We start from the raw sequence: 24,207 nt of genomic DNA on the forward strand, positions 1-24,207 counted from the left end.
TCGGGGCTAATGCGGAGAGACGGGTGAGGGTCAGCGGACGCCGCCGCCCGCGAGTACCGGACCCGAGGCGCCGGTGCGCATCCGGTCCACCGCGGACAGCACCGCGGGCAGATCGAAGCCGAGGCGGGCCATGACCTCGTGGTGGTCGCCGCCCTCGGCGGGCCAGTCGTGGCCCGCGTTCACACCCACCACCTCGCACCGGGGCAGCAGCAGTGCGAGCGCTTCGGCCACTCCGCCCTGGCCGCGGTGTTCCTCGACGACGACGAACCGGGTGTGCCGGCCTGCCAGCTCCGTGGCCGCTTCGGCCAGGTGCGCGTGGTCCAGGTGGACCAGGTGCGCGTGGGAGACCCCGGTGGCGGCGCGGGCGGCCAGCGACAGGCGGGTGCCCTCCTCGCCCACCGACACCAGGCAGACGTCATCGGGGTCCGCCTGGAACTCCCAGTTGACCAGGGGGAGTTCGACGCCGGGCAGGTCGAGCGACTCGTACGCGGCGTTCCGGCCGGTGCGGATGTAGTGCGGTCTGCCGCTCCGTGCCGCGGACCGGACGACCGCACGCATCTCGGCCTCGCCGTAGGGGGCCGCGATGGTCACGCCGGGAAAGCTGCGGAGCACCGCGAGGTCCTCCAGGCAGTGGTGGGTGGTGCCGAACCAGGCACCGGACACGCCCGCGTACGGTGCCACGACGGTGACCCCGGCGTTCAGGTAGCCCAGCGTCAGCTTCAGGCTCTCCGCGGCCCGCAGCGCCGCGAAGGGGGCGAAGGTGCTGACGAAGGGCTTGTAGCCACCGGCGGCCAGTCCCGCCGCCATGTCGACCATGGCGCCCTCGGCGATGCCCAGGTTGAAGAACCGGTCCGGGTGCGCGGTCTGGAAGGGATGTTTCTTGCCGCCCAGGTCCGCCTCCAGGCAGACGAGGGAGGCGTCCTCGGCGGCGAGGGCGGTCAGCTCGTCGCGGTAGGCGTCACGGCCGGAGAGAGTCATCGGATCGCTCGCTTCCACTTCGCGGCGCGCGCGGCGTCGATGGTCACGTAGTGAGAACCCGCCTTGCCCTCCACGGCCGGCACGCCCTTGCCCTTGACGGTGTGGGCGACGACGGCGAGGGGGCGGCGCGCGGCCGACCGGTCCCTGGCGAACAGCTCGGCCAGGGCGGCCGGATCGTGCCCGTCGACCTCCGCGACCTCGAACCCGAAGGCGGCGAACCGCTCGGTGAGGTGCGGCAGCGGCGAGATGTCCGCGACAAGCCCGTCGTTCTGCCCGCCGTTGCGGTCCACGACCAGCACGAAGTTGCCCAGTTCCTGTGCCGCGGCCACCTGGCAGGACTCCCAGACCAGCCCCTCCTGAAGCTCACCGTCGCCTGCGACGGCTATGCCCAGACCGCTCTGTCCGCCGATCCGGCGGGCCAGGGCCCAGCCCGCCGCGTACGGGACGCCGTGACCGAGGCTCCCGGTGGGGAACCGGACGCCGGGCACCTTGGGGCCCGGATGGCCGGTGTAGGGCCGGCCCGCCTGGCCGTACAGCGGCGCGGGGTTCTCCGGCAGCATGCCGCTGACGTGCAGCGCGGCATACAGGCCGGCGGCGGCGTGCCCCTTGCTCAGCACGACCTCCGTGCCGTCCGCGGCCAAGGTCCGGTGCAGGGCGGCGATCAGGATGTCGAGCACCGACAGGCTGCCGCCCAGATGGCAGCCGCGCTCGGACGCCGCCATGTCGACGACCAGCCGCCGGGCCTCCAGGGCCCGTTCGGCCAGGGTGGACGCGAGTGCCTCGGCGCCCGTGGGAATGTCGAGCACGGCGGTCATCGTCGGCTCCCTTCCGGAAGGGCGAACCATCGGTTCACCGCGTCGGCGAGCAGCGCGCGGGCGGCGCGGTATTCCTCGCCGCCGATGCGCTCCTCGTCGGTGTGGTCGAGGGCGGAGTCGCCCGGCCCGTACGCCACCATCGGCACGTCGTGCCAGGTGGTCGCCAGGGTGTTCATGTCCGACGTCCCCTTCTTCACCACGAAGCGGGGCCTGACCCCGGCCTCGGCGAAGGCCCGGGTGAAGACCTTGGCCAGGGGGCCCGACCGGCCGCCCTTGTGGCCCGGAGTGGCGCGCAGCGCCTCGATCTCGACGCCGTCGCCGACGTGCCGGAGCGCGGCGGTGCGCAGCGCCTCCAGGTCGGCTCCCGGCGGCACCCGGAAGTTGAGGATTCCGTGTGCCCGGTCGCGCTCCCGGCCGCGCTCGCAGCGGATGTCGATGACCGCGCTGAGCGCCTCGGGCGCGTGCGGGAGGACCGACGCGCGGATCTCTCCGAGGGCGCGGATCAGGCGGTCCGGGGCCGACACCGCGTCCATGCCGGCCGAGTGGCCGGTCGGCACCGAGGCGGTCACCGCCAGTTTGAAGAGCCCGAAGTAGCCGAGGGTCAGCTTGCCCGAGCCGCTGGGCTCGCCGATGACGACCGCGTCGGCCGGATAGTGGTCCCGTACGTGGAACGCCCCCTTCGAGGAGGAGATCTCTTCCTCGACCGCGCCGACCACGACCAGTCGGCCGTCCCCGGGGATCGCCGCGTCCGCCAGCACCTCGAGGAACGCGGCGAGGCTGCCCTTGGCGTCGACGCTGCCGCGCCCCCACAGCTCACCGTCACGCCACTCGGCGGGCCAGCGGTGTGGGACCGTGTCGAGGTGGCCCAGGAGCAGGAGCCGCCGGGAACCGGTGCCCCGGGACGCGACGAGGTTGCCCGCCGGGTCGACGTGGGCCTCGATGCCCCGCTCGCGGCACCACTCGACGAGACAGGAGGCGAGTTCCGCCTCGTCGCCGGAGACCGACGGCACACAGACCGCGCGAGTGAGCAGGTCGAGGTCGTCGGCGGGCCCACGGGTACGCCAGAACCGGGTCCACCCGGACGCCTCGCTCATGGTGTGCGGGCCGGTGATGGCCACGTCGGCGCTGCTGCCCTCCAGGGCGATTTCGGCCGCGCGCACCTTCTGGCGCATGCGCCCGCCGGCGTACCGCGCCCCGTCGCCCGGGTAGGCGTCGCGCAGCGTCGAGTCCGGGGCGTCCGGGTCGGTCAGCAGTCCCGCGGTGCCGGTGACCAGCCGGAGGTGGTCGGCGTCCAGAGCGACCGCGAGCACCGCGGCCAGTACGTCGGCGTCCACGTTCAGGGGAGCGCCGCCGTCCCGGTCGGCGACCGGTGGGGACAGGCAGACCACGTCGTACGCGTCGAGCAGGGCATTGAGCGCCTCGCTGTCGACGTCGGCGGGTACGCCCGCCCGGTGGTCCCGGACCACGACGGGGCGGCCCTCGGCGGACAGCGCCTTCAGCGGGCGGTTGGCCCGGCCGGCGACCAGGCCGCCGCGCGCGGCGACGGCCGTGAACGCCCTCAGGCCCAGAGCCCGCAGGTCGCGTTCCACGGCGGGCAGGGTGACCCGCTCATAGGCGTCGACGAGGTGGTCCATCTCCTTCGGCGGGCAGTAGCGCACCACGTCGCCGTTGGTCAGCCGGAGCGTGGGGATCGGGCGGTCGACGGCCGCGTAGTGGCGTTCGATTCCCGTGGCCCCGCCCGCCACCAGGAGCACTCGGGCGCCGCGGGCGGCGACGTCGGCGATCTCCTTGTGGATGGCCTCGCGGTCGAGCGTCGCACTGCCGACCTTGATGACGTACAGCGGTCGGGTCATGGTGACACCGCCGTGATCGGCAGCCCGGCCGCCTCGTCGAAGCCGTGGATGAGGTTCATGGCCTGGATGGCCTGGCCTGCCGCGCCCTTGATCAGGTTGTCGAGGGCGGCCACCGTGACGCACTGGCCGTCGCGGACGGCGACCGCCACCTCGGCGACGTTGGAGCCGGTGACGGCCTTGAGCATGGGGAAGTCCTGCGGCGCCTTGGGCGCCGGGCGGACCCGCACGAACGGCTTGCCGACGTACGCCTTGGCGTAGGCGCGCTTGACGTCGAGGGCGGTGACTCCGGGCCGCAGCTCGGAGTAGGCGGTCACCATGATGCCGCGCGCCACATCCAGGCTGTGCGTGGAGAACCGCAGATCGACGGCGGCGCCCGTGAAGTCGGCGAGGGCCTGCTGGACCTCCGGCGCGTGCCGGTGGCCGTGCAGCTTGTGCACCCGGAAGTTGCCGCTGCGTTCGGCCGGCGGCTCGCCGCTCCCGCGACCGCCGCCGGTGGACCCGGTCTTGGCGTCGACCACCACCCGATCGGCGACCAGCGGACCGGCGCCGGCGAACAGCGGGTACAGGGCGTAGACCGTGGTGACGGCCATGCAGCCGGGCAGGCTGACGAACCGGCTTTCGGGGATTCCGGGGCTCAACTCCGGTACGTAATAGGCGAAATCCTCCAGCGGCGGGTGGGACGCCGTCCCCGGGTAGTGCTTGCCGACCTCCTTCTCGTCGCGTAGCCGGAAGTCACCGCCCAGGTTCAGCACGCGCTTGGCCCGGTCGGCGACCAGCGGCAGCCGCTCGGGCAGCGTGCCGGTGGGCAGGCAGCCGAAGGCGACATCGACGGTGTCGGTGTCCGCGAGCTCGGCCAGCGGCCGGAAGGTGAGGCCGGCCGCCTTGGGGTGGTTGCGCAGCCAGGGGTGGCTGGTGCCGACGGCGGTGCCCGCGGCGCGCTCCGCCGACAGGAAGGCGAGTTCCACCCGCGGGTGCTCCAGGAGAAGCCTGATCACCTCGCCGCCGGTGTAGCCGCTGGCGCCGAGGACGGCGACGCGGAGCTTCTCGTGCGCTGCCTCAGCCAAGGCGGGCCGCCTTGTCGTAGGGACGACGGTAGTCGCGGCTCTCGACGAGCTTGCGAATGGCGTCCGGACGACGCGCGACCTTCCGGAAGGCGTCGGCGTAGCGCAGGATCCGCTCGTACTCCACCGGGGAGCGCAGCTCACGGCAGAGGACGAGGGTGCTGTCGAGCATGCCGAGCGTGACCGGGAAGTCCTCGGGCCGGTGGTCGCGCACGGCACCGGGGTTGAGGGTGAACGGGTAGCCGCTTCCGAAGCCGTCCCGGTGCTGGAAGGGCAGGTGGCACGGAATCGGGGTGTTCTGCCACTCGCGGGCCGGGACGCCCTCGGCGACCAGGAGCTCGTGCACGGCCTCCTTGACCGCGAACACCGGTATGTCGTCCAGGCCCACGGCCTCGGGGTGCAGGGTGGTGCGGTACATGTTGTACGCGTGGACGTGTCCGCTGGGTACGTGCGGCGGGGTGAACAGGCCGGTCTCGCTCAGGGCCTCGCCGAGCAGCGCGGCATTGCGTGCCCGGATCTCGTCGTAGTACGGCAGCCGCTGGAGCTGGCTGGCGCCGAAGGCCGCCGCGACCCACGACATGCCGTAGTCGATGCCGTGCCGCTCCAGGTAGGCCAGGGCCCGGTCGTAGCTCTCCTCGGTGGCGAAGAACGCGATGCCGCCCTCGCCGCCGAGCGGGAAGTTCTTGTCGGCCATCAGGCTCTGGCCCGCGGCGTCTCCGATGGAGCCGGCCACCTGCTGACCGACCTTCGCGGAGTGGGCGTGCGAGGCGTCCTCGACCAGGGCGATGCCGTGCCGGTCGGCGAGGGTGCGCAGGGCGGACACATCGGCGGGCAGTCCGTGCACGTGGACCGGCATGAGCGCGCGGGTGCGGTCGGTGATCGCGGCGGCCGCGGCCTTGGGGTCCATGCAGTAGGTGAGGGGGTCGATGTCGACGAACACAGGGATCGCGTGCGCGGCGACGACGGCCTGCGCGGTCGCGATGAAGGTGAACGCCGGCACGATGACCTCGTCGCCGGGCCGCACACCGGCGCCGACGAGGGCCATGTGCAGGCTGGAGGTGCCGCTGGCCGTGGGCAGCGCGTGTGCCGCACCGACGTAGGAGCGGTACGCCTCGGCGAAGTCGGCGACGACCTTCTCGGGCGTCTGCCGCTGGGCGAGCATCAGGTTGAAGACGTCTTCCTTGGTGATGACCGGGAAGAGGGTGCGACGCGACGCCTTGGGAATCACGGCCTCGCCGCCGAGGGCGGCGAGTTCGCGGGTGAGTTCGGCGGGGTCGGGCAGGGGCAGCGGGGCTGCCGGGAAATCAGTGATCATGAGCGTGCTCCGGTGGGAGTGGCGGGACGTACCGCCTGGGTCAGGGCCATCCGCACGCAGGCGGCCACGAGGGGACTGAGCCGGTAGTTGAACTGGACCCCGGGCACCAGGGAGGCGTCGGCCTCTTCCTGCGTCCACATCGTGCGCAGGTCGTGGGCGCCGAAGATCTTCAGTCGCTCGGCACGGGCCCAGACCGTGTCGTCGTCGGTGAGGACGGCGGCGGCCGGCCCGAAGCCGAGTCCGGTGAGGTCCACGACAAGGGCGGGGGCGGTGGCGGACCGGGTCAGCTCGCCCAGCCGATCGGCGTTCGCGGAGTCCAGCGACACGTGGTCGTACGCGGCCGGCCCCCGGTCCTCGACACTGACGCCGAGCCAGCTCAGGAAGCGGCCGGTTGCCGCGTCCGGCTCGGGGACGGCGACGGTGTCGCCGTGCCCGATGCCCTGGCCGGCGAGCGCCGCGTGGATCGCGGCGGTACGGCTGTTGACGAGGACGGCCCGGGCGCGTCCGGACTGCTTGGTCAGCAGTCGTTCAAGGCCGGGCAGTTCCCGGTCACTCTTCTCGATGCTCATGACCACGCCGGTGGTGAGGACGCGGGCGAGCACCGTTGCGGTGTCGAACAGTTCCATGGATCTTCTCCGTGTCACACGGCTGAGGCCGTGAGGGTCTCCGCTACGTAGGCGGCGAGGTGGCCGGCCACGTTCACTCCGTGCTGGGCGGAGGAACGGGCGAATTCGGGATTGGCGTTGACTTCGAGGACGAGCAGCTCGCCCGCGGACCGGTCCTCGACCAGGTCCACCCCGTAGAAGCCGGGGCCGAGGGCGTCGACGACCTGGCCGCAGAGCTTCTCCATCTCCGCGGTGACCTCGACGCGCCGGACCTCGGCGCCCAGGTGGGTATTGGTGCGCCAGTCGTCCGACACCCGCTGGATGGCCACCACGGGAGTCCGCCCGACGACCACCACCCTGAGATCGTGGCCGGGCTTGTCGACGTACTCCTGCACGACGACGGGGAACTGCTTTCCCATGGCATCGGCGGACTCGCGGCCCGCGGCCCACGCCTCCACGCAGTCGGAGTGGGTCATCTTGCTGACGCCCCGTCCCCAGGAACCGCTGACGGGCTTGACCACGGCGGGCATGCCCATGTCGGCGACGGTCTTGCGGACCTGATCGAGGCTGAAGGCGTGCCTGGTGTCAGGGTGCGGAATTCCGTGCTGCGCGAAGAGCAACGACTGCAGGCCCTTGTCGTTGCACGTCTCGATCGTCGCCGCGCGGTTGAGGGTGGGGACTCCGGCGTGTTCCAGGCGGCGGGAGACGCTGATCGCATCCCGGTGGGAAAGGTTCCTGATCAGGGCGAGAGCGGGCGGGCCGGTGTGGCCCGCCACGATCTCGGCCAGATCCTCCATGAGCAGCGGTCGCGCCGTCAGGCCCTCGTCACGCAGTGCGCCGAGGAGCAGCTTCTCCTCCGGGCGCAGCATCGTGACCGAGAGCAGGACCTGGTCGGAGGTTGTCACTCGCCCCAGTCCTCTTCCACCTCAGGGGCGAGGTCCAGGCGTATGCCCGTCGCGGACTTCTCGACGACCTCGTGTTCCTGGCCGCAGGCCCCGCACTCGGTGATCTCGCCCTTTTCCCAGTCCTCGCGCACCTCGAATGCGGTGTCGCATACGAGACAACTGGCGACAGTGGTCGCGAGTGTCATGGTCATGACTCCTTTAGCTGGAATGGCGCCGCACGATTTGCCGCGCCGTTACTCGCGCCGGGATTTCGGCCCGAGCGCATTTCCGGATCCGCCGCCTCCGGCACCGGTGGATGCCTCGGGGTGCACGGAGGAGCGCCACTTTCGGTGGCTGTAAGGAGCCTGCCGGGCGGTGATACCACTCACCTACCGGTCCGGTACCGCTCGCTGCGGTAGTCACCTCGAACTGCTACTTTCCAGGCAGCACATGGGGGGTGCACTTTGACGACCACAGAAAATCGCGGTCTGCGATTCAACGTTCTCGGATCCCTGGAATGCCTGGCCGACGGGCATCGGATCAAGCTCGGCGGGCCGCTTCAGGAGCGCATTCTGACGTCCCTGCTCCTGGAGTCCGGGCGGACGGTGTCCATCGAGCGCCTCATCGAGACGGCCTGGGGAGAATCCGGACCCGATACCGCCAAGCAGCAGGTCCGCAAAGCCATTGCCGACCTCCGGCGGCGCATACCCGACGGTCCGGCGCTGATCGTGACCGAGGACGCCGGGTACCGCGTGTCCGTGGGCCCGCTCCAGGTCGACCTGCACCTCTTCTCGCGCCATGTCCAGATGGCCGCGTCCGACCGCTCCGAGGGAGACCTCAGCGGGGCGGTCGCCGAGCTGCGGAAGGCCCTCGCGCTGTGGCGGGGCCCGGTGTTGAACGGGACGGGCGGGCCGGTCCTCGACGCCGCGTCCACCGTCCTGGAGGAACGGCGACTGGCCGCGGTGGAGGAGTTATTCGCGCTCAGACTCCAACTGGGCGAGGACAGCGACATCGTCAGCGAAATGCGCGAGTTCGTCGACGCCTATCCGCTGCGCGAGGGGCTGCGCGCCCAGCTCATGCTCGCTCTGTACCGTGCCGGTCGCCAGGCCGAGGCGCTCCACGAGTACGCCGCCGTGCGGGACTTGCTGGCGGAAGAGCTCGGGATCAGCCCCTGTCCGGACCTGGCCGGCCTGTTCGAGAAGATCCTTCGGGCCAGCCCCGAACTGGACACGCCCGCACAAGCGCCGTCGGCCCCCTCCCTCCGACCGTCCGAGGCAGCGCGAGCCGCCGAGAGCGCCCCGTGCACCCTGCCGTACGAACTACCGGACTTCACCGGCCGTCACCTGGAACTCCGGTACCTGCTCGACCGGGGACAGGCGGGCGAAGGGGTGCGGATCGTCGCCGTTGACGGGATGGGCGGCGCCGGCAAGACCACCCTCATCGTGCGTGCGGCCCACCGCTTGGCCGCCTCGTATCCGGACGGGCAGCTCTACATCGATCTGCGCGGCTTCACTCCGGGGGAACACCCTCTTGCGCCCGAGGAGGCGGCGCGCATACTGCTGCGCGCCCTGGGGACACCCGACAGCGCCGTCCCCGATGACACCGAGAGCCGTCTCGCGATGTGGCAGGCCGCCTCGGCCACGCGGCGACTGCTCCTCGTCCTCGACAACGCGGCCGAGGCCGCTCAGATACGCCCGCTCCTGCCCGTCACCTCCGAGTGCCTGGTCCTCGTGGCCAGCCGTTGCCGGCTGCTCGACCTCGACGGGGCCCACTGGATATCCCTGGGAACGCTGGCGCCGCAGGACAGCGCGGCGCTGCTCGCCCGCACCCTCGGCGAGGAACGCGTGGCCGCCGACCCCGAAGCCGCCAAGTCACTGGCCACTCTCTGCGGGCATCTGCCGCTCGCCCTGCGCATCGCCACGGCCAGGCTCCACAATCGCCCCCGTTGGACGCTGCAGTACTTCGTCGACCGGCTCCGCGAGGAGGGTGCGCTGCTCACCGAGCTCCGCTCCACCGAACGCAGCGTCGCCACGACCATCCAGCTCTCCTACGAGGCCCTGGGCGAGGAGCACCGCCGGGCGTTCATGCTCCTCGGAGTACACCCCGGTCCGAACTTCGACCCTCACGCGGCCGCGGCTCTCACGGACATGACGCCCAAAGACGCGGAGCAAATGCTGGAAGACCTGCTCGACTCGCAACTCCTGCAGCAGCACGAGGCGGGGCGGTACTCCTTCCACGACCTCATCCGCAGCTTCGCCCGCAGCCTCTGGGACGATTCCGTGCGGCACGACAAGGACACAGCGGTCGGCCGGCTGATGAACTACTACCTGGGCGCCACCAATGAGGCGTGCCGGATCCTGTTTCCCGGACTGCGCCAGTGTCCGTCCGCTCCGACCGGCAACGCGCCGGGGCTGCCCGCGTTCGGCGACGCGCTAAGCGCCCGCCAGTGGTATGACCGGGAGAGCAGGGGCCTTCAGGCCACCGTCCGACTGGGACAGAAACACGACTTTCACCGCTTGGCCAGCTACCTGGCCAGAAATACGGTGCTCCACCTGCATGCGCAGGGAGCCATCCAGGACTTCCGGGAGCTGGCGGAGGTCGCGGTGGCCGCGGCCCGCCGGGCGGCGGACACCCAAGCCCTGTGTCTGAGCCTGGCCAACCTGGCCTCGGCTCACCAGATACTCGGAGAGTTCCGGTTGGCGACGGAGGCCGCGGAAGAGGGTCTGCGGGTCGCCCGGTCGTACCGGGATCCCGTCAGCGAGGCGGCCTTCCTGGACCTGCTCGGCTGGGCACACATCGTGCTCGGCAGCCTTTCTGAGGGATACGACCTCCTGTCGCGGGGAATTGCGCTTCACCGCGAGTTCGGAACCCTCAGACGGGAATCCATCGCGCTGTGCAATCTCAGCACGCTGCACCTGTGGCAGGGCCGGACCGCGGAAGCGATCGCCGCCGCCGAACGGGCCGTCATGCTCTGCCAGGAAGTCGGGGAGCGGGAGCACGAAGTAGCCGCCCTCAACGACCTGGTCATAGCGCACCTGGACGGAGGCGACGACGCGTCGGCACAGACGTACCTCGACCGGGCCCTGGCGCTCGGCGAAGACTCCGTGATGCCCAGGAACCGCGCCATGTCCCTGGCCCTACGAGCCGTTCTCCACCAACGGAACGGACAGGGCGACGAGGTGATGACGTACATCGATCAAGCACTCGCGCTCGTCGGCCCTCTGGGCACGGTGACGTGGCAGTGCGAGGTCGAGAACATCGCAGGACTGGTCCACCAGTGCGGAGGGAACCACGAGAAGGCGCTCGACCTGCACCGAAGTGCCCACCAGAGGGCGCTGGGTATCGGATACCGCATGGGTATGGCGCACGGACTGCACGGCATGGCAAAAGCCGAGAAGTCGCTGGGAAAGCATGAAGTCGCCCAGGAGCACATGCGCGGCGCCGAGGAACTGTTCGCCGCTATGAACATCCCCCGAGCCGTCCTCGGCTCGCCCGGCCGGGTGCCTGTGTGCTGCACTCTTGGTTCTTTCTGCGGCAGCACACAGGCGCAGGGCGCGGGTCAGTAGTCCGAACCCCTCACTGGTGGCCAGAACCCGGCCCCTCATTGGTGGCCAGAACGCGCACACCCTTCCCCATCCCGTCGGCCTCAAAGTTGTGCACGATCGCTCCGGTCCCGAAGGCAACGGCCAAGGCGACAATGCCGATCAGGCCGGTCAGCTTCCTACGCATGTTTCCCCCTTGATGTGCATGATCCTCTCGAACGGAACAGATCGTCGTGGAACAAAAGACCGTTTCTGTTCCGTCCGGATACCAGCGCCACCACCCGGACCGGGAACCGAGAGCCCCGCGCAGTGGACACGCACACACCGGACCTGCTCAACCCGTTGCCGGCAACGCCCGACCCTCCGGCCAAGAACGCCGCCACCTCGCCCCCGCGATCGCCGACCCCGCCCCCGCCCCCGAGCTCGAACTCGAACTCGACTGCCGGAATGCTGACGTCAGCCACTACTCATCCGATTCGGCCCCTTGCCGATCCACTCAGGCATCGAATGGCGTGCCCGCTCGCCCACGAGACCCTGGAGATGGCGACGGCTACGGCTACGGCGACAGCGATGGCGACGGCTATGGCGATGGCGATGGCGATGGCGATGGCGACAGCGATGGCAACCCGCCGATCGAGGTACCGCTCCGGTCCTGATCGGCTTCTCCCACCTCGACCCCCCTGCGCAACCGCCGCACGATCACCTTCGGCGCCGAAGCCCAAAGACTCGCCGTCCTCGGCTTCCTCCTCGCCTCGCCCAGAACGCCACCACCGCAGCCCGCCACCAAGAAGACCCACCCACTCCGACGCCCACACCGAGACAGCAGACCTGAGCGGCGACCGACGAGTGACATCGCGATCATGAACTGCCCCGGGGGGCCAACCACACCCCAGCCCCATCCGCTACCCTGTCTGGGACCGCCGCTCACGGCGGTCCGCTCCCTTGCCAGGGACCGATGAATCATCACTCAGCGCATTCATCCACGTTTCACGCAAGGCCCCGCCTCCGTAGCTCAGGGGATAGAGCACCGCTCTCCTAAAGCGGGTGTCGCAGGTTCGAATCCTGCCGGGGGCACCAGCGCAAAGACCCCCAGCCGATCATGGCTGGGGGTCTTTGACATCTACGCCTGACATCAACGGGCACGGTCACTGAGGGCCGGGAGACCTCTTGAGCAGCCGGTCCATGTGACTGATCGCCTAGCGCTGGGTGTCCTGGACGACGTGCGTGTACACGTCCATGGTGATGCTGATCTGGCTGTGCCCGAGGATCTCCATCACGACACGGGGAGCCACCCCGGCAGCAGTGAGCAACGTCGCGCAGCCGTGCCGGGCGTCGTGCAACCGGAGCACCCGGAGGCCGGAGGATTCGGCAACGCGAGTGAAGGAGCGGTACACGTTGCGAGGCTCGACCGGTCGGCCGTTGCGTGTGGCGAAGACATAGCCGCCGTCATCCCACGACTCCCCCGCACGCTGCTTGGCGGCGGCCTGCTGCGTCCGGTGCCAGCGAAGCGGCGCGATGCACATCGCTGGGAGCGGCACGGCCCGACGACGGCACCCTTTGGGATCGTCGTTGTAGAGGACGCCGCGCCGACGCTGAGTCTGCTGGCGGATGTAGAGCACGCGCTTGTCCAGGTCGATGTCGAGCCACCGGAGGCCGACGATCTCGCCCCGACGGAGGCCCATGGCGATGGCGAGGACGAAGGACGCGTACAGCGGGTCCTTGCGGGCGGCGGCAAGGAAATCCACCGTTTCGTCGAGGGACCAGCGGGCCACTCGTTCAAATTCCGGGCAGGGGCAAAGCCTGCCCGACTTGCCGGCCAGCGTACGGCCCCCTGATCATGCTCGACCCCAAACCGGGCAGGCCACCGGCCAAACCCGCTCCGCCGACCTCAGCAACTGGTCGACCCGCTGGATGCAGCACCGCGAAAGCTGTGTACGACACAACACTGGCTGTAACTATGCATCCGTGTCACCATTAAGACACTGATCGACCAAGACCTGAATCTCGCTAGGGTGGTGACATGGGGATCGAGAGGCGCTCTTTTGGATCATGGCATCTGCGCGGCGGCCGTTACGAACAGCACGGTTTGCCGGTCGAAGTTCTGTCCGAATTTGCCCGCTACGAACGTCTCGTAGTTGATGTAGCGAGGGGCATTTATAAGCAGCGTCACGTTGCTCGCCACCGCGTCCCTAGAGGATTTGCCTCCTCATTCTCCCTCCGACTAGCAGAAGTCCGGGAGGGGAGCGTAATGCCGGTTCTCGAAGTTGCGAGAGGCGTGAGTGCGGACTCGGGGATATTCGATGACGAGACTAGTGGAATTTTCGACGAAGCACGCCTACTGATCCAGGAGACTCTTCGAGAAGTTTCCGAGGGCCGGTCAATTCCTACAAAATTCCCTTCTCCGGCACTGCGCGAGTTTGCAAGGTTTGGCCGCAGCCTGCAAGAAAAAGAATTGATCGAGTTCGACAAGGGCACAAGTAACGCAGCGGTCTACTCTCAATCAATCCGACGCACTTTGCAAGAACGAGCACGCCTCGACAGGTTCGAGGTTGAAACCCTCGTAGTGGGCCAGGTTACCGGGCTATACACAGATGAAGGGGTCTTCAAGTTTCGCCTATCGAATGGGCGAGGCGTAACCGGTCATTTCTCAGATGACGACGTAGTTTCTGACCTAAAACAATACCTGGATCTTTCAACCATGGCCCCGACTGTGGCGCTTAATGCGGTCGCGATTCAATCAATGTCCGAAGAAATCATGGAGATTCAAGACGTGCTCAGCGTCGAGCCCGTACTGCCAACGGACTGGTCGGAAAGACTAAAAGAGCTCTCACAACTCGAAAGCGGATGGCTGGAGGGCTCTGGGGATGTGATCTTGCGACACGTCCTACGCGAGGCAGAGTCGCTTCTATTGGAGTGCCTCTACGCCGGGATCGAGCGGCCGTCAATTTTCCCCACGGAAAAGGGGGGAGTTCAATTCGAATGGACTTTCAGTCGCGGCGAGGTAATCGCCGAAATCGATCGAGATGAAAAAATTAGACTCTACTCGTTCTCGAAGAAAGATGACAGCGAGGAAGAGGCCATATACGCCTGGCACCAACTTGAGGAAGCTGCCACTTTCATTCATGGGGGGGTAAATGGCTACTCCAGGTGAATTCGAGCATCTTCGTGCAGGCGAGGTAGAGCTAGATGATGCCAACGAGAAGCTATGGCGACAAATAAATCCAGCGTTCGTTCACGACGGGCAAGTGTCGGGCCAAGCTTTCACGCCAACAGAAAAAGACCAAGGCGAGCTGTCAGTCAATCGTAGCTCCATAGTTACAGCACGGCAGTCATTTGAGTACTACGTGAACACCCTTGCACTTAAGGCATCTGGCACAAAAGCTGTTGCCGTCGCAAATGTGACGACGTTCGGACTTCGCGTAGTTGATGACTCCGCAGTTGAACAGGAAGACGACCTCCCACCCGGGCATGCTTACATAGATTTCAGGTCCGTGAAAAGCGGGAACCGCCGCAAGAAGCTGGGCGGATTTTTGCGCGATGAATCTTCGGGCTACGGGTGGGCCTACCGGGCTGAAGTCGAGGAAGGCTAAGCCTTCCGTTACTTACCCGACGAGCGGCTGGCCAGGCGAGCATGCATCAGCGACCGTCGTTCCGATGGTTCGCATCGCATCGAGGGGCAGCCTGACATCCACGTCTGACATCAACGACGGCGGGCAGAAACAGTACCGAGCGGCCCCCAGTGGCATTGTTCCCCATGCTGCGAGCAGGTATGAGGGATGTCCGGTCGAACTCCTAAAGTGGGTGTCGCAGGTTCGAATCCTGCCGGGGGCACTGGAAAATTGCAGGTCAGAGGGCGCATGGACCCTCCGCGGAGGTTGCGGAGGGTCTTTTTTACGCTCGATGGAAACACCCTGGGAACAGAGCAGCGGATAACTCGGGCATTTTCGAACGAATCGCTTGGTGCGGGAAACTTTTCAAGGGGTGGGCTGCGTGGGCTGCGCCCCGACGTAACGGAAGGTTCCGGCGTTGCTCTTGCGCCATCGGTCAGCGTGTATAGAGACCGTCGAGGCGGCTGCAGGCCAGGGCCGGAACGCTTATGATCACAAACCGGACTTCCCCCGTTCAAGGCACCAGTGGGCAGCGTGACAGGGTACGGGTGGGAGAGCCGATGTCCTGGATGACCAGCAGCGGTTGGGCGGAGAACGGTTCTCGCCGCCGGCGCGCTTGCCGGCATGGGTCTTAGGGATAACGCCCTCGTGTGTTGTGTTCGTCAAGTGACTGTCGGCCCGCGGCGGTTGCTGTCGTACTTGGTCGGCATGACCATCACCGACGCCATCCACGCCGCCGTTCCGAAGGACCCGTCCAGCCCGCCGACGCCGACCGTCGAACCGACGGTGAGATCCGCAACGGCGCATGGGCCGCCGAACTCGACGCCAACTGCCTCAGGGACTGGCCAGAGGGGATGCAGAAGCGAGGGATGCAGCAACAGGGGGCGGTGACGCCTGGTCCACGATCTCCACCAGGGTAGCGTCCGGGACGGTGGTCAGTCCGGTGAGTGCGTATCCGGTGCCGAGCAGGTCGACTGCGACAGTGGCCACCCGGGGCGGCGGGGCCGACTTCGCCCCTTGGGCAAGCTGTTCGATGATCCATCTGCCGCGCGGCACTTTACCTGCCGGCCGGCGCCGAAGCGTCAGGGTCCGCCGACGCCACCGCGGACCGATCCGAAGTCCTCGAAGTCGGCGGCCGGCAGCCAGTCCCGACCCGGGCGGTATTCCAGCCAGCGGCTGCGGCCGCCGACCTCCGTGAACGCGCGCACCAGCTGCTCCACACCCGGATGCGCGTCGGCTCCCCGCCACATCAGCGACCACGCGTACAGCGGTGTCGGGTCGACGAGCGGGACGCACCGGACCCGCGTGTGGTCCGGCAGCGTCAGGTCGGCCGGGATCAGCGAGAACCGTCGAGGTTCGGCAGCGATCTGGTCCAGGAGGTGGTCGATGCCGAGGTTCGCCGACCCCGATTCGGTGGTGATGCCGAAGTGCTCTGCGAAGCGCGTGAGGAAGTCGAGCCGGTCCAGGGCGGCGGGGCACCACAGGACGCTCGACCGCAACTCGCCGGGACGCGCCGCGGAGCGGTCGGCGAGCGGGTGTCCGGCCGCAACGACGATGTCGACCGGTTCGAGCCGGACCAGCCGGTGGGTGTATTCGGTGTCCCGCGCGTCGCCGAGCGCATGGATCCGGCCGAAGCCGACGTCGGTTGCCGATCGGAGGAGCGCGTCGAGGACGCCGGGCAGGTCCCGGCCCGGCCCGGTCTCGGTGGCGAGGCCCGGGACGTGGTCGATGACCTGGCGCAGGGTCCGCATCGGGGCGAACAGGTGGCCCCAGAAGTCGATGCGCAGCGGCCGCTGCGCGTGCCGGGCGGCCACCACGGCGCGGTCGCCCGCGGAGAGGGCCTGCCGGGCGGGCTCCAGGAACCGGCGCCCGGCCTCCGTCAGCTCGACGGCGTGCTTGCTGCGCAGGAACAGCGGCACCCCCAGTTCGTTCTCCAGGCGGGCGATCCGCTTGGAGACCGCCTGCTGACTCAGTGAGAGCTGTTCGGCGGCTTGCCCGAAGTGCAGCCGGTCGGCGGCCGCGAGGAAGGCGCGCACCCGCGCGAGGTCAAGATCCACGTCCTCCACCTTGGCGGACCACCGTTGGTTGTCAAACCCTCCGTCCGGTTGTTGGACCGGCCTCAGGCATGGGCGGTTTCCTTGATCCACAGCCGGTCGCCGACAAGTCGCCGACAAAGGAGCGGTCGGCGAAGCGAAGAGAGGAAGAACCCTGATGAAGGCGTTCGTCGCCACCGGTCGCCCCGGCCCGTCGGTCGAGCTCGGGTCGGTCGCGCAGCCGGTGCTCCGGCCGGACGAGGTGCTGGTGAAGGTGGAGGCGTTCTCGGTCAACCGGGGCGAGACCTTCCAGTTGGAGAACCCGCAGCCGAACTGGCGTCCCGGCAAGGACGTGGCGGGGCTTGTGGTCCAGGCAGCCGCCGACGGCTCGGGCCCGGCGGTCGGCCGCCGGGTCGTGGCCCACCCGCCGATGGGCGGCTGGGCCGAGTACGTCGCGATCCCCACACACTCGCTGGCCGAGATCCCCGACGCCGTCCCGAGCGTGACGGCCGCGGCACTGCCGCTGGCCGGGCTGACCGCGCTGCGCCTGCTGCGTGTGGTGGGCGCGGCAGACGGCATCTGCCGCAGGATCCTGATCACCGGAGCCTCTGGTGGTGTCGGGCACTACTTCGTCGAGCTCGCCGCGGCCGCCGGCGCCGAGATCACTGCGGTTACCGGATCGCCGGAGCGCGGGCGTCGGCTGCTCGACCTGGGCGCCGCCGAAATCGTGCAGGACGTCGCCGCGGCCCGCGGGTCCTTCGATGTCGTCCTGGAATCCACCGGCGGCGCGAACCTGCCGACCGCCCTGGCCAAGCTGGCCCGCCGCGGCACGCTGATCTGGTTCGGCCAGGCCGGCCGGCAGCCGGTCACGCTGGACTTCTTCGATTTCTTCAGCGGCCCGGAGTCGGCGACCATACGCCACTTCCACTACGCCGATTCCGACACGACCTACGGCGAGGATCTCAAGACCCTGGTCCGGCTGGTCGCGACTGGGCGCCTGCACCCCGAGATCGGTCTGGCCGCGGACTGGACCGAAACCGCCGAGGTCCTGGACCGGCTGCGCGACCGGGCCGTCCGCGGCAATGCTGTCCTCACCGTCGCCTGACCACCTGGCCACCTGGCCGCCCGCCGCCGACAGCTTTACTTGATCAACGAACGAGGAGAACCGGAATGAGCGCCGTCACCGACCCCAAGACCGTCGTCGTCCGCTACGTCGAAGCCGTCCGCGACGGGGACGCCGAGCTGATCCGGGAAAGCTTCGCCGAGGACGCCACCTGGCTCTATCCGGGCAGCTTGCCGATCTCGCGGCTCTGGGAGGGCCGCGACGTGATCATCAACGACTTCCTCGGCGGAATGGGCCGGTACCTGGACGCCTCCGCGCCGATCGTCATCGAGCTCGTCAACGCCTTCGCCGACGGCGACCAGGTGCTGGCGGAGTGGACGTCGAAGGCCACCGCGGCCACCGGGGAGACTTACGACAACCGGTGCGCGGCGGTCTTCACCGTCCGGGACGGAAAGATCACGTCGGTGCGGGAGTACGCGGACACGCACCATGTCGCCGCGGTGCTGTTCCCCGAAGGCCGATCCGCAGACGCCGGGCGCTGAGCCGGACCGGATCGGTCCCGGCTCGTGGTTCGAGTCCCTCGTGCTCCGCAACGTCGAGGACGGCCTGGACGAACCCCTGGGTCTTCGCCAAGGGCACGATGACGGTGTCGGTCCGGCTGTGATTCGCCCGTGCACGCAGCGAGAAGGGCTGGGCTCCCTTGCCGGCACCGGTCATTGACTGCAGCTCCTGCCGGGGCCCCATCCGTGCCGCACGCGCCAGCGGCCTGTGCGACCTGCCCCTCCACGACGCCGCACAGAACCAGATCCGGCTGGAGATCGTCCAGATCGCTCGGACCTGCCGGCCTGGATGCCCATGCTCGCGCTGACCGGCGCCGCCCGCCGGTGGGAGCCTCGCCGCCTGCGACTGCGGCTGTTCTCCGCCGCCGACCCAGCTCGTCACCACCGGCCGCCGCCGCATCCTCCGCCTGCCAAAACCCTGGCCCTGGACCGACGAGATCACCAGCGCCCTCGCCCCGCTTGATGCCCTCCCCGAAAGAGGGTCCGTCAGCAAGCTGTCGGACCCCTCACGAAAGATCGAGGTTAAGTTCGACAGACCAGGGCGACGCCGTGCGGCGGGGAGGTAGCGGTGCCCCATCGTAGAGACACTGCTACGAGAACACGCACGAAGAGACACGCGATCGACGACCCGGGGCGATGAGCTGGCGCTACACGGCTGACCTGTGGAAACGGCCACGGGCTCAACCCCGCGCTCAGGAAATCGAGTTCGCGTCCCCTCCAAAGATCTGCGGTGCCCACCTGAACGCATCGTCAGCCCGCCCTTGACGGAAGCTCGACCACTCACCCGCAACGTCGTTCCCAGGCCCCCGGCTGGGAACGTGGTGGGAACATGAGGATGAAGAAGGCCCGGGAAGGATCACTAAAGCCCTCGCCTTGGATTCGCTCCACCGCACCGCTGACCTGCACAAACGGTCATTCATCAAGACGGAGCAAGAAAGATGGATGATCTAATGATCATGCTCCTGAAGCGGGTGTCGCAGGTTCGAATCCTGCCGGGGGCACCAGCAGGAAAGACCCCGGACGCACCATGTTCCGGGGTCTTTTACGTGAACCGGCAGCAGCCTGGTCTTACGCCACCGGGCTGCCGCCGCTGCTCGCATCGGCCGGGGGCGGGGTCCCGGCTGCCGTGGCCTTCGGGTTCGGGGTCGTACCCCGCCCAGCCGCATTCACCTTCCGCTCGATGAGAGGGAAGCCCGCTCGATGAGACGTACGCACGTCAGGGGCGTGTGTAGGCACGTCAGGGGCGTGGAGGGTGGGAAGTGCCGGGGCGTCTGGGGAGGTGGCGGATGGCCGGCTGTGGGTGGGGTTATCCACAGGGTCAGCGGGAGGGGTGCGGGAGCTCGTACGCTTCTGGGATGGCTCTGGCGGACGTGGAAGTGGTCGAGGACATGGTTGTGGAAGGCGCGGCAGACGCGAGCGAGGCGGTGCAGGTCCTGCGCCGGGTGTTCGGCTATGACGCGTTCCGCGGCAGTCAGCAGGAGATCATCGAGCACGTCATAGGGGGCGGGGACGCGGTTGTCCTGATGCCGACCGGTGGCGGGAAGTCCCTCTGTTATCAGATTCCCTCGCTGGTGCGGAGCGGTGTGGGGGTGGTGGTGTCGCCGCTCATCGCGTTGATGCAGGACCAGGTCGACGCGTTGCGGGCGCTCGGGGTGCGGGCCGGGTTCCTGAACTCCACGCAGGACATGGAGGAGCGGCGGCTGGTCGAGGCGGAGTTCCTCTCCGGGGAGCTGGACCTGCTGTATCTGGCGCCCGAGCGGTTGCGGGTCGCGCAGACGCTGGACCTGCTGGACCGTGGGAAGATCTCGCTCTTCGCGATCGACGAGGCCCACTGTGTGGCGCAGTGGGGGCACGACTTTCGGCCGGACTATCTGGCACTGTCCATGCTGCACGAGCGCTGGCCCGAGGTGCCGCGCATCGCGCTGACCGCCACCGCGACCGATGCCACCCACCGCGAGATCACCTCGCGGCTGCGGATGGAGGACGCCCGCCATTTCGTGGCGAGCTTCGACCGGCCCAACATCCAGTACCGCATCGCGGCGAAGAACGAGCCGAAGCGGCAACTGCTGGAGCTGCTGCGCACCGAGCATCCCGGGGACGCGGGCATCGTCTACTGCCTCTCGCGCGCCTCCGTGGAGAAGACCGCGCAGTTCCTGGTGGAGAACGGTGTCGACGCGCTGCCGTACCACGCGGGGCTGGACGCGCGGACGCGTGCCGAGCACCAGTCGCGGTTCCTGCGGGAGGACGGCATGGTCGTCGTCGCCACGATCGCGTTCGGGATGGGGATCGACAAGCCCGACGTGCGGTTCGTGGCGCATCTGGATCTGCCGAAGTCCGTGGAGGGCTATTACCAGGAGACCGGGCGAGCGGGCCGTGACGGGCTGCCGTCGACCGCCTGGCTGGCGTACGGGCTCCAGAATGTGGTGCAGCAGCGGAAGATGATCGACGGGTCGGAGGGGGACGACGCGCACCGGCGGCGGTTGTCCGCCCATCTGGACGCGATGCTGGCGCTCTGCGAGACGGTGCAGTGCCGGCGGGTGCGGCTGCTGGCGTACTTCGGGCAGGAGAGCGCGGCGTGCGGCAACTGCGATACGTGCCTGGCGCCGCCGCAGACCTGGGACGGCACGGTGGCCGCGCAGAAGCTCCTGTCCACGATCGTGCGGTTGCAGCGCGAGCGGGGGCAGAAGTTCGGGGCGGGGCAGATCATCGACATCCTGATGGGGCGCAAGACCGCCAAGGTCATTCAGTTCGATCACGACGGGCTGAGCGTCTTCGGGATCGGGGAGGATCTGCGGGAGGCCGAATGGCGGGGCGTGGTGCGGCAGTTGCTCGCCCAGGGGTTGCTCGCCGTCGAGGGTGATTACGGCACGCTGGTGCTTACGGAGGCCAGTGGTGAGGTGCTGCGCGGGCAGCGCGAGGTGCCGATGCGGCGCGAGCCGGAGAAGGCCGCGCGGGCGGCGAAGGTCAAGGCCAAGGGCAAGCGTGCGGTGCCGGTGGATCTGCCCGAGGAGGCGCTGCCGGTCTTCGAGGCGTTGCGCGCCTGGCGTGGCCGTACGGCCAAGGAGCAGGGCGTGCCCGCGTACGTGATCTTCCACGACGCGACGCTCCGGGAGATCGCCACGGCCCGGCCGGCGACGACGGCAGAGCTGGGGACGGTCAACGGTGTCGGCGAGAACAAGCTCGCGAAGTACGGGCAGCAGATTCTGGATGTGCTGGCGGGGAGGGACGGAGACGGGGATGAGGACGGGGGCCCCGGTGAGGGGGTCGGCGCCGGGGTCGGGACTGCTGGTGCCGGGGCCGGGGCCGGTGCCGGGGCCGGGCACGGGGTTGCTGACGCTGATGCCCGCACCGGGGTCGGCGGGGCGGGGGACCAGCCCGTGCCGGTCGGCAGCACCGGTCCTGCGAGTGGGGCGGGGGCTGCGAGGGGTGGCCGCCGGCCGGTGCGTGGCCGGACGGCTGGTGCGGGGGCGGCGGCTGTCGAGGAGCCGCCGGAGGAGGAGCAGTACGAGCCGGAGCCTGAGGAGGGTGGGGCGGGGGAGGAAGTGATTGATTGGTGAGGGGCCGAGGGGGCGAGGGCGCGTCAGGTAGGCCGGTGGGCCGGGCGGAGCCCGGGGCAGGGGCCTGGGCGCGACCCGCGCCTAGGTCGGCGGGGAGGCCGGTGGGGGTAGGCGGAGGAGGGCGCGGGCGCCGCCGTCGGGGGCGTTCGTGAAGGTCAGGTCGATGCCGAGGACGGCGGCCTGGCCGACGGCGATGGTCAGGCCGAGGCCGTGGCCCTTGCCGCGGCCGGGGGCGTCGGTGCGGAAGCGCTGGGGGCCGTGGTGGAGCAGTTCGTCGGGGTAGCCGGGCCCGTGGTCGCGTACCTCCACGGTCGGGCCGGCGCCGGGTGGCGCGTCCACGGTGACCACGACCGGGGGCGCTCCGTGCCGGTGCGCGTTGAGGACGAGGTTGGCGACGATGCGGTCGAGACGGCGCTGGTCGGTGTCGACGACCGTGCGGGCGACGATCCGTACCTCCGTGTCGAGGCCGGTGGCGCGTACGGAGCGTTCGACCAGGGCGCCGAGTTCGTAGGCGGCCAGGTCGGCGTGTTCGGCGCCGGAGTCGAGGCGGGAGATTTCGAGGAGATCCTCGGTGAGCCGGTGCAGCGCCCGCAGCCGGTCGTTGATCATCTCCTTGGGGCGGCCCTCCGGGAGCAGTTCGGCCGACGCCAGGATGCCGGTGAGCGGGGTGCGCAGTTCGTGGGCGACATCGGCGGTGAAGCGCTGCTCGACCTGGAGGCGGCTCTGCAGGGAACCGGCCACCGAATCGAGCGCCGCGGCCACCGCCGCGACCTCGTCCTGGCCCGCCGGCCTGCGGCCCGGCCGCTGGTCCGTGGTGTCGCCGACCCGTGCGTCCAGGTCCCCGGCGGTGATCCGGCGGGCCACGGCCGCGGTGGCGGTCAGCCGGCGGCTGATGCGCTGGGCGAGGAACAGTCCGGCGAGCGCGACGGCGGTGGCGGCGAGGATGGCCGAGCCGAGGATGGCCGTATCGAACATCTCCAGGGAGCGGCGGGTGTTGCCGTACGGCGACCAGACGGCCATGACCTTGCCGTCCGCGGGCGCCGCCGCCCACATCACCGGCCGCCCGCGATACGTCCCGACCATGCTGCCGCGCCGCCCGGCGCGCGCCAACCTGTGCAGCGGCTCGGGGAGTTCGGGCGGGTCGAGGACGGAGTTGATGCCTTCGCGGGAGGTTCCGTACTCGAAGAGGTCCAGCGCGGTGTCGAGGTCCGCGCGGGCCTCCTTGCGGACCTGGCCGACGGTCTGGCGCGCCACCGCGTTGTGGACGAGGACGCCGAGGACGGCGGCGACCGCGCAGCAGACCGCCGTCACGGTCAGCGCGATCTTCCAGCGGAGGGATACGGCCGGGCGCTTCATGGGCGGCTGCCGGCTGCGGGCGACGGGCTCGTGCGGCCGACCGGTGACGGGGATGGGGATAGGGATGGCGATGGGGATGGCGATGGGGATGGTGGTGGAGTTGGCGATGGTGATGGGGATACGGATCGGGACGGTGACGGGGACGGGCTTGTGCGGCTGTTGGCCGTCGGGGTGGGGGACTTGCGGGCGTCGTCGAGGGTGAGGTCCCACAGGGCCATCGAGTCGCCGTCCCAGACGTAGTCGGTGACGCTGACGTAGCGCGGGTCCTTGGTGGGCTCGCGGACCGCGAGGTGCCCGGCCGCCAGCTCGACGCCGGCCAGGACGCCGCGCAGCGCCAGTACGCGGGTGACGATCTGCTTCCGAACGCTGTAGACGCGCAGTTCACTGGTGCGCGGATCGACGTCGACGACGGTGATCAGGTCGGGTTTGCCGTCGTCGGTGAGGTCGTGGAGGTCGGGGCGGCGTACCGTTTTTGGGTCGGGCGGGCGGCGCCCCTCCGCTCGCATGTCGGCGTTGAGGACGGCGAGCGGGTCCGCGGCCGTCATCTTGCCGTCGGCGACGCGCGGGAGGTCCGGCAGGGGCTGGACGGCGGACGGATTCTCGTCCCGGCTGAGCGGGGCGGGCGAATACTCGGGCCACAGGGCGAGCGGCGCCTTGACGTCCCTGGCCCGGCCCTCGTTCTTGAGCCCCTCCAGGCCCGCGCATCCGGAGACGAGGGCGAGCGGGGCCAGTGCGGCGAGAGCGGTCAGGATGGTGGTCAGAGCCGTCCGGGTCCGCCGTTGCCGCATGCCGTCACCGCCTTCGCCGTCTTCGCCGCCTGCCCCCACCTATAGGTAGATGGAGGAGGTACATGTAGTAGGGGCTTGTATACATACACCTAGAGGGACATAGGGTGACCAAGTTACCCAAGGTGGGGTGGTGGGGACTCTCTGGGACGGCCATTCCGGCGGCGGGGGCAGGGGGAGGCGCGCTCCGGA

General features: G+C 69.3%; 18 protein-coding genes, 1 tRNA gene and 3 pseudogenes. 9 read left to right on the forward strand and 13 right to left on the reverse strand.

The window, feature by feature from the left end:
• Positions 1 to 30 precede the first annotated feature (30 nt).
• The 8 genes from ACZ45Z_RS12645 to ACZ45Z_RS12680 are packed head-to-tail and all read right to left on the reverse strand — an operon-like array spanning position 31 to position 7,723.
• Positions 31 to 978, reverse strand: coding sequence for a transketolase family protein (locus tag ACZ45Z_RS12645; RefSeq protein ID WP_468360513.1), 948 nt, complete (start codon positions 976 to 978; stop codon positions 31 to 33).
• Complete coding sequence (locus ACZ45Z_RS12650) at positions 975 to 1,793, reverse strand: thiamine pyrophosphate-dependent enzyme (protein WP_468360516.1); 819 nt, start codon at positions 1,791 to 1,793, stop codon at positions 975 to 977. The genes ACZ45Z_RS12645 and ACZ45Z_RS12650 overlap by 4 nt, the downstream gene beginning before the upstream one ends.
• Entirely contained in the window at positions 1,790 to 3,646 is a 1,857-nt protein-coding gene (locus tag ACZ45Z_RS12655) for a M20/M25/M40 family metallo-hydrolase (RefSeq protein ID WP_468360519.1), read from the reverse strand. The genes ACZ45Z_RS12650 and ACZ45Z_RS12655 overlap by 4 nt, the downstream gene beginning before the upstream one ends.
• Positions 3,643 to 4,710, reverse strand: a complete 1,068-nt coding sequence (gene argC / locus ACZ45Z_RS12660; protein WP_468360522.1) for an N-acetyl-gamma-glutamyl-phosphate reductase — start codon at positions 4,708 to 4,710, stop codon at positions 3,643 to 3,645. The genes ACZ45Z_RS12655 and argC overlap by 4 nt, the downstream gene beginning before the upstream one ends.
• Positions 4,703 to 6,022, reverse strand: a complete 1,320-nt coding sequence (locus ACZ45Z_RS12665) for a DegT/DnrJ/EryC1/StrS aminotransferase family protein (RefSeq protein WP_468360525.1) — start codon at positions 6,020 to 6,022, stop codon at positions 4,703 to 4,705. The genes argC and ACZ45Z_RS12665 overlap by 8 nt, the downstream gene beginning before the upstream one ends.
• Positions 6,019 to 6,648, reverse strand: a complete 630-nt coding sequence (locus tag ACZ45Z_RS12670; RefSeq protein WP_468360528.1) for a DegT/DnrJ/EryC1/StrS family aminotransferase — start codon at positions 6,646 to 6,648, stop codon at positions 6,019 to 6,021. The genes ACZ45Z_RS12665 and ACZ45Z_RS12670 overlap by 4 nt, the downstream gene beginning before the upstream one ends.
• Before the next feature lie 14 nt (positions 6,649 to 6,662).
• Positions 6,663 to 7,532, reverse strand: coding sequence for a RimK family alpha-L-glutamate ligase (locus ACZ45Z_RS12675; protein WP_468360532.1), 870 nt, complete (start codon positions 7,530 to 7,532; stop codon positions 6,663 to 6,665).
• Positions 7,529 to 7,723 (reverse strand): lysine biosynthesis protein LysW, encoded by a 195-nt coding sequence (locus tag ACZ45Z_RS12680; RefSeq protein WP_468360535.1) that lies wholly within the window; start codon positions 7,721 to 7,723, stop codon positions 7,529 to 7,531. Before ACZ45Z_RS12680 ends, ACZ45Z_RS12675 begins: the two co-directional genes overlap by 4 nt.
• Before the next feature lie 252 nt (positions 7,724 to 7,975).
• Here ACZ45Z_RS12680 and ACZ45Z_RS12685 point away from each other — a divergent pair, with 252 nt between their 5' ends.
• The gene (locus ACZ45Z_RS12685) at positions 7,976 to 11,077 is read left to right on the forward strand and encodes an AfsR/SARP family transcriptional regulator (RefSeq protein WP_468360538.1); all 3,102 of its coding nucleotides are present in this window, start codon (positions 7,976 to 7,978) and stop codon (positions 11,075 to 11,077) included.
• A 10-nt stretch (positions 11,078 to 11,087) separates the two neighbouring features.
• Here the strand turns inward: ACZ45Z_RS12685 and ACZ45Z_RS12690 are convergent, their stop codons facing one another.
• On the reverse strand, positions 11,088 to 11,240 hold the full coding sequence (locus ACZ45Z_RS12690) for a hypothetical protein (RefSeq protein ID WP_468360541.1): 153 nt from the start codon (positions 11,238 to 11,240) through the stop codon (positions 11,088 to 11,090).
• 814 nt (positions 11,241 to 12,054) lie between these two features.
• Here ACZ45Z_RS12690 and ACZ45Z_RS12695 point away from each other — a divergent pair.
• Positions 12,055 to 12,130 (forward strand) — tRNA-Arg (locus ACZ45Z_RS12695).
• A 119-nt stretch (positions 12,131 to 12,249) separates the two neighbouring features.
• Here ACZ45Z_RS12695 and ACZ45Z_RS12700 read toward each other — a convergent pair.
• A pseudogene (locus ACZ45Z_RS12700) lies at positions 12,250 to 12,816 on the reverse strand (tyrosine-type recombinase/integrase); the annotation flags it as partial.
• 257 nt (positions 12,817 to 13,073) lie between these two features.
• On the opposite strand from ACZ45Z_RS12700, the gene ACZ45Z_RS12705 reads away from it, so the two are divergent.
• From ACZ45Z_RS12705 to ACZ45Z_RS12715, 3 genes and pseudogenes are all read left to right on the forward strand, one after another.
• Positions 13,074 to 14,204, forward strand: coding sequence for a hypothetical protein (locus ACZ45Z_RS12705; RefSeq protein ID WP_468360544.1), 1,131 nt, complete (start codon positions 13,074 to 13,076; stop codon positions 14,202 to 14,204).
• Positions 14,188 to 14,643 carry a hypothetical protein gene (locus tag ACZ45Z_RS12710; RefSeq protein WP_468360547.1) on the forward strand — a complete coding sequence of 152 codons (456 nt, stop codon included), beginning with the start codon at positions 14,188 to 14,190 and terminating at the stop codon, positions 14,641 to 14,643. The genes ACZ45Z_RS12705 and ACZ45Z_RS12710 overlap by 17 nt, the downstream gene beginning before the upstream one ends.
• A gap of 702 nt (positions 14,644 to 15,345) precedes the next feature.
• Positions 15,346 to 15,521 (forward strand): annotated as a pseudogene (locus ACZ45Z_RS12715) (IS1380 family transposase); the annotation flags it as partial.
• Positions 15,522 to 15,743: 222 nt separating this feature from the next.
• Here ACZ45Z_RS12715 and ACZ45Z_RS12720 read toward each other — a convergent pair.
• A complete protein-coding gene (locus ACZ45Z_RS12720) occupies positions 15,744 to 16,718 on the reverse strand; it encodes a LysR family transcriptional regulator (protein WP_468360550.1) in 975 nt (324 codons plus the stop codon).
• A gap of 154 nt (positions 16,719 to 16,872) precedes the next feature.
• Between ACZ45Z_RS12720 and ACZ45Z_RS12725 the strand changes: the two genes are divergently transcribed.
• From ACZ45Z_RS12725 to recQ, 4 genes and pseudogenes are all read left to right on the forward strand, one after another.
• A complete protein-coding gene (locus tag ACZ45Z_RS12725; protein WP_468360553.1) occupies positions 16,873 to 17,799 on the forward strand; it encodes a zinc-binding dehydrogenase in 927 nt (308 codons plus the stop codon).
• 65 nt (positions 17,800 to 17,864) lie between these two features.
• Positions 17,865 to 18,299 carry a nuclear transport factor 2 family protein gene (locus ACZ45Z_RS12730; protein ID WP_468360556.1) on the forward strand — a complete coding sequence of 145 codons (435 nt, stop codon included), beginning with the start codon at positions 17,865 to 17,867 and terminating at the stop codon, positions 18,297 to 18,299.
• Between the two features lie 200 nt (positions 18,300 to 18,499).
• A pseudogene (locus ACZ45Z_RS12735) lies at positions 18,500 to 18,799 on the forward strand (transposase); the annotation flags it as partial.
• Positions 18,800 to 19,672: 873 nt separating this feature from the next.
• Positions 19,673 to 21,874 (forward strand): DNA helicase RecQ, encoded by a 2,202-nt coding sequence (gene recQ, locus ACZ45Z_RS12740; RefSeq protein WP_468360559.1) that lies wholly within the window; start codon positions 19,673 to 19,675, stop codon positions 21,872 to 21,874.
• 81 nt (positions 21,875 to 21,955) lie between these two features.
• On the opposite strand, the gene ACZ45Z_RS12745 is transcribed toward recQ, so the two are convergent.
• Both ACZ45Z_RS12745 and ACZ45Z_RS12750 read right to left on the reverse strand, forming a co-directional pair.
• Positions 21,956 to 23,230: a sensor histidine kinase gene (locus ACZ45Z_RS12745; RefSeq protein WP_468360562.1), complete on the reverse strand. Its 1,275-nt coding sequence runs from the start codon at positions 23,228 to 23,230 to the stop codon at positions 21,956 to 21,958.
• Positions 23,227 to 24,018, reverse strand: a complete 792-nt coding sequence (locus ACZ45Z_RS12750) for a hypothetical protein (protein ID WP_468360565.1) — start codon at positions 24,016 to 24,018, stop codon at positions 23,227 to 23,229. The genes ACZ45Z_RS12745 and ACZ45Z_RS12750 overlap by 4 nt, the downstream gene beginning before the upstream one ends.
• Between the last annotated feature and the right edge of the window lie 189 nt (positions 24,019 to 24,207).

Source organism: Streptomyces sp. NPDC031210 (assembly GCF_055570395.1).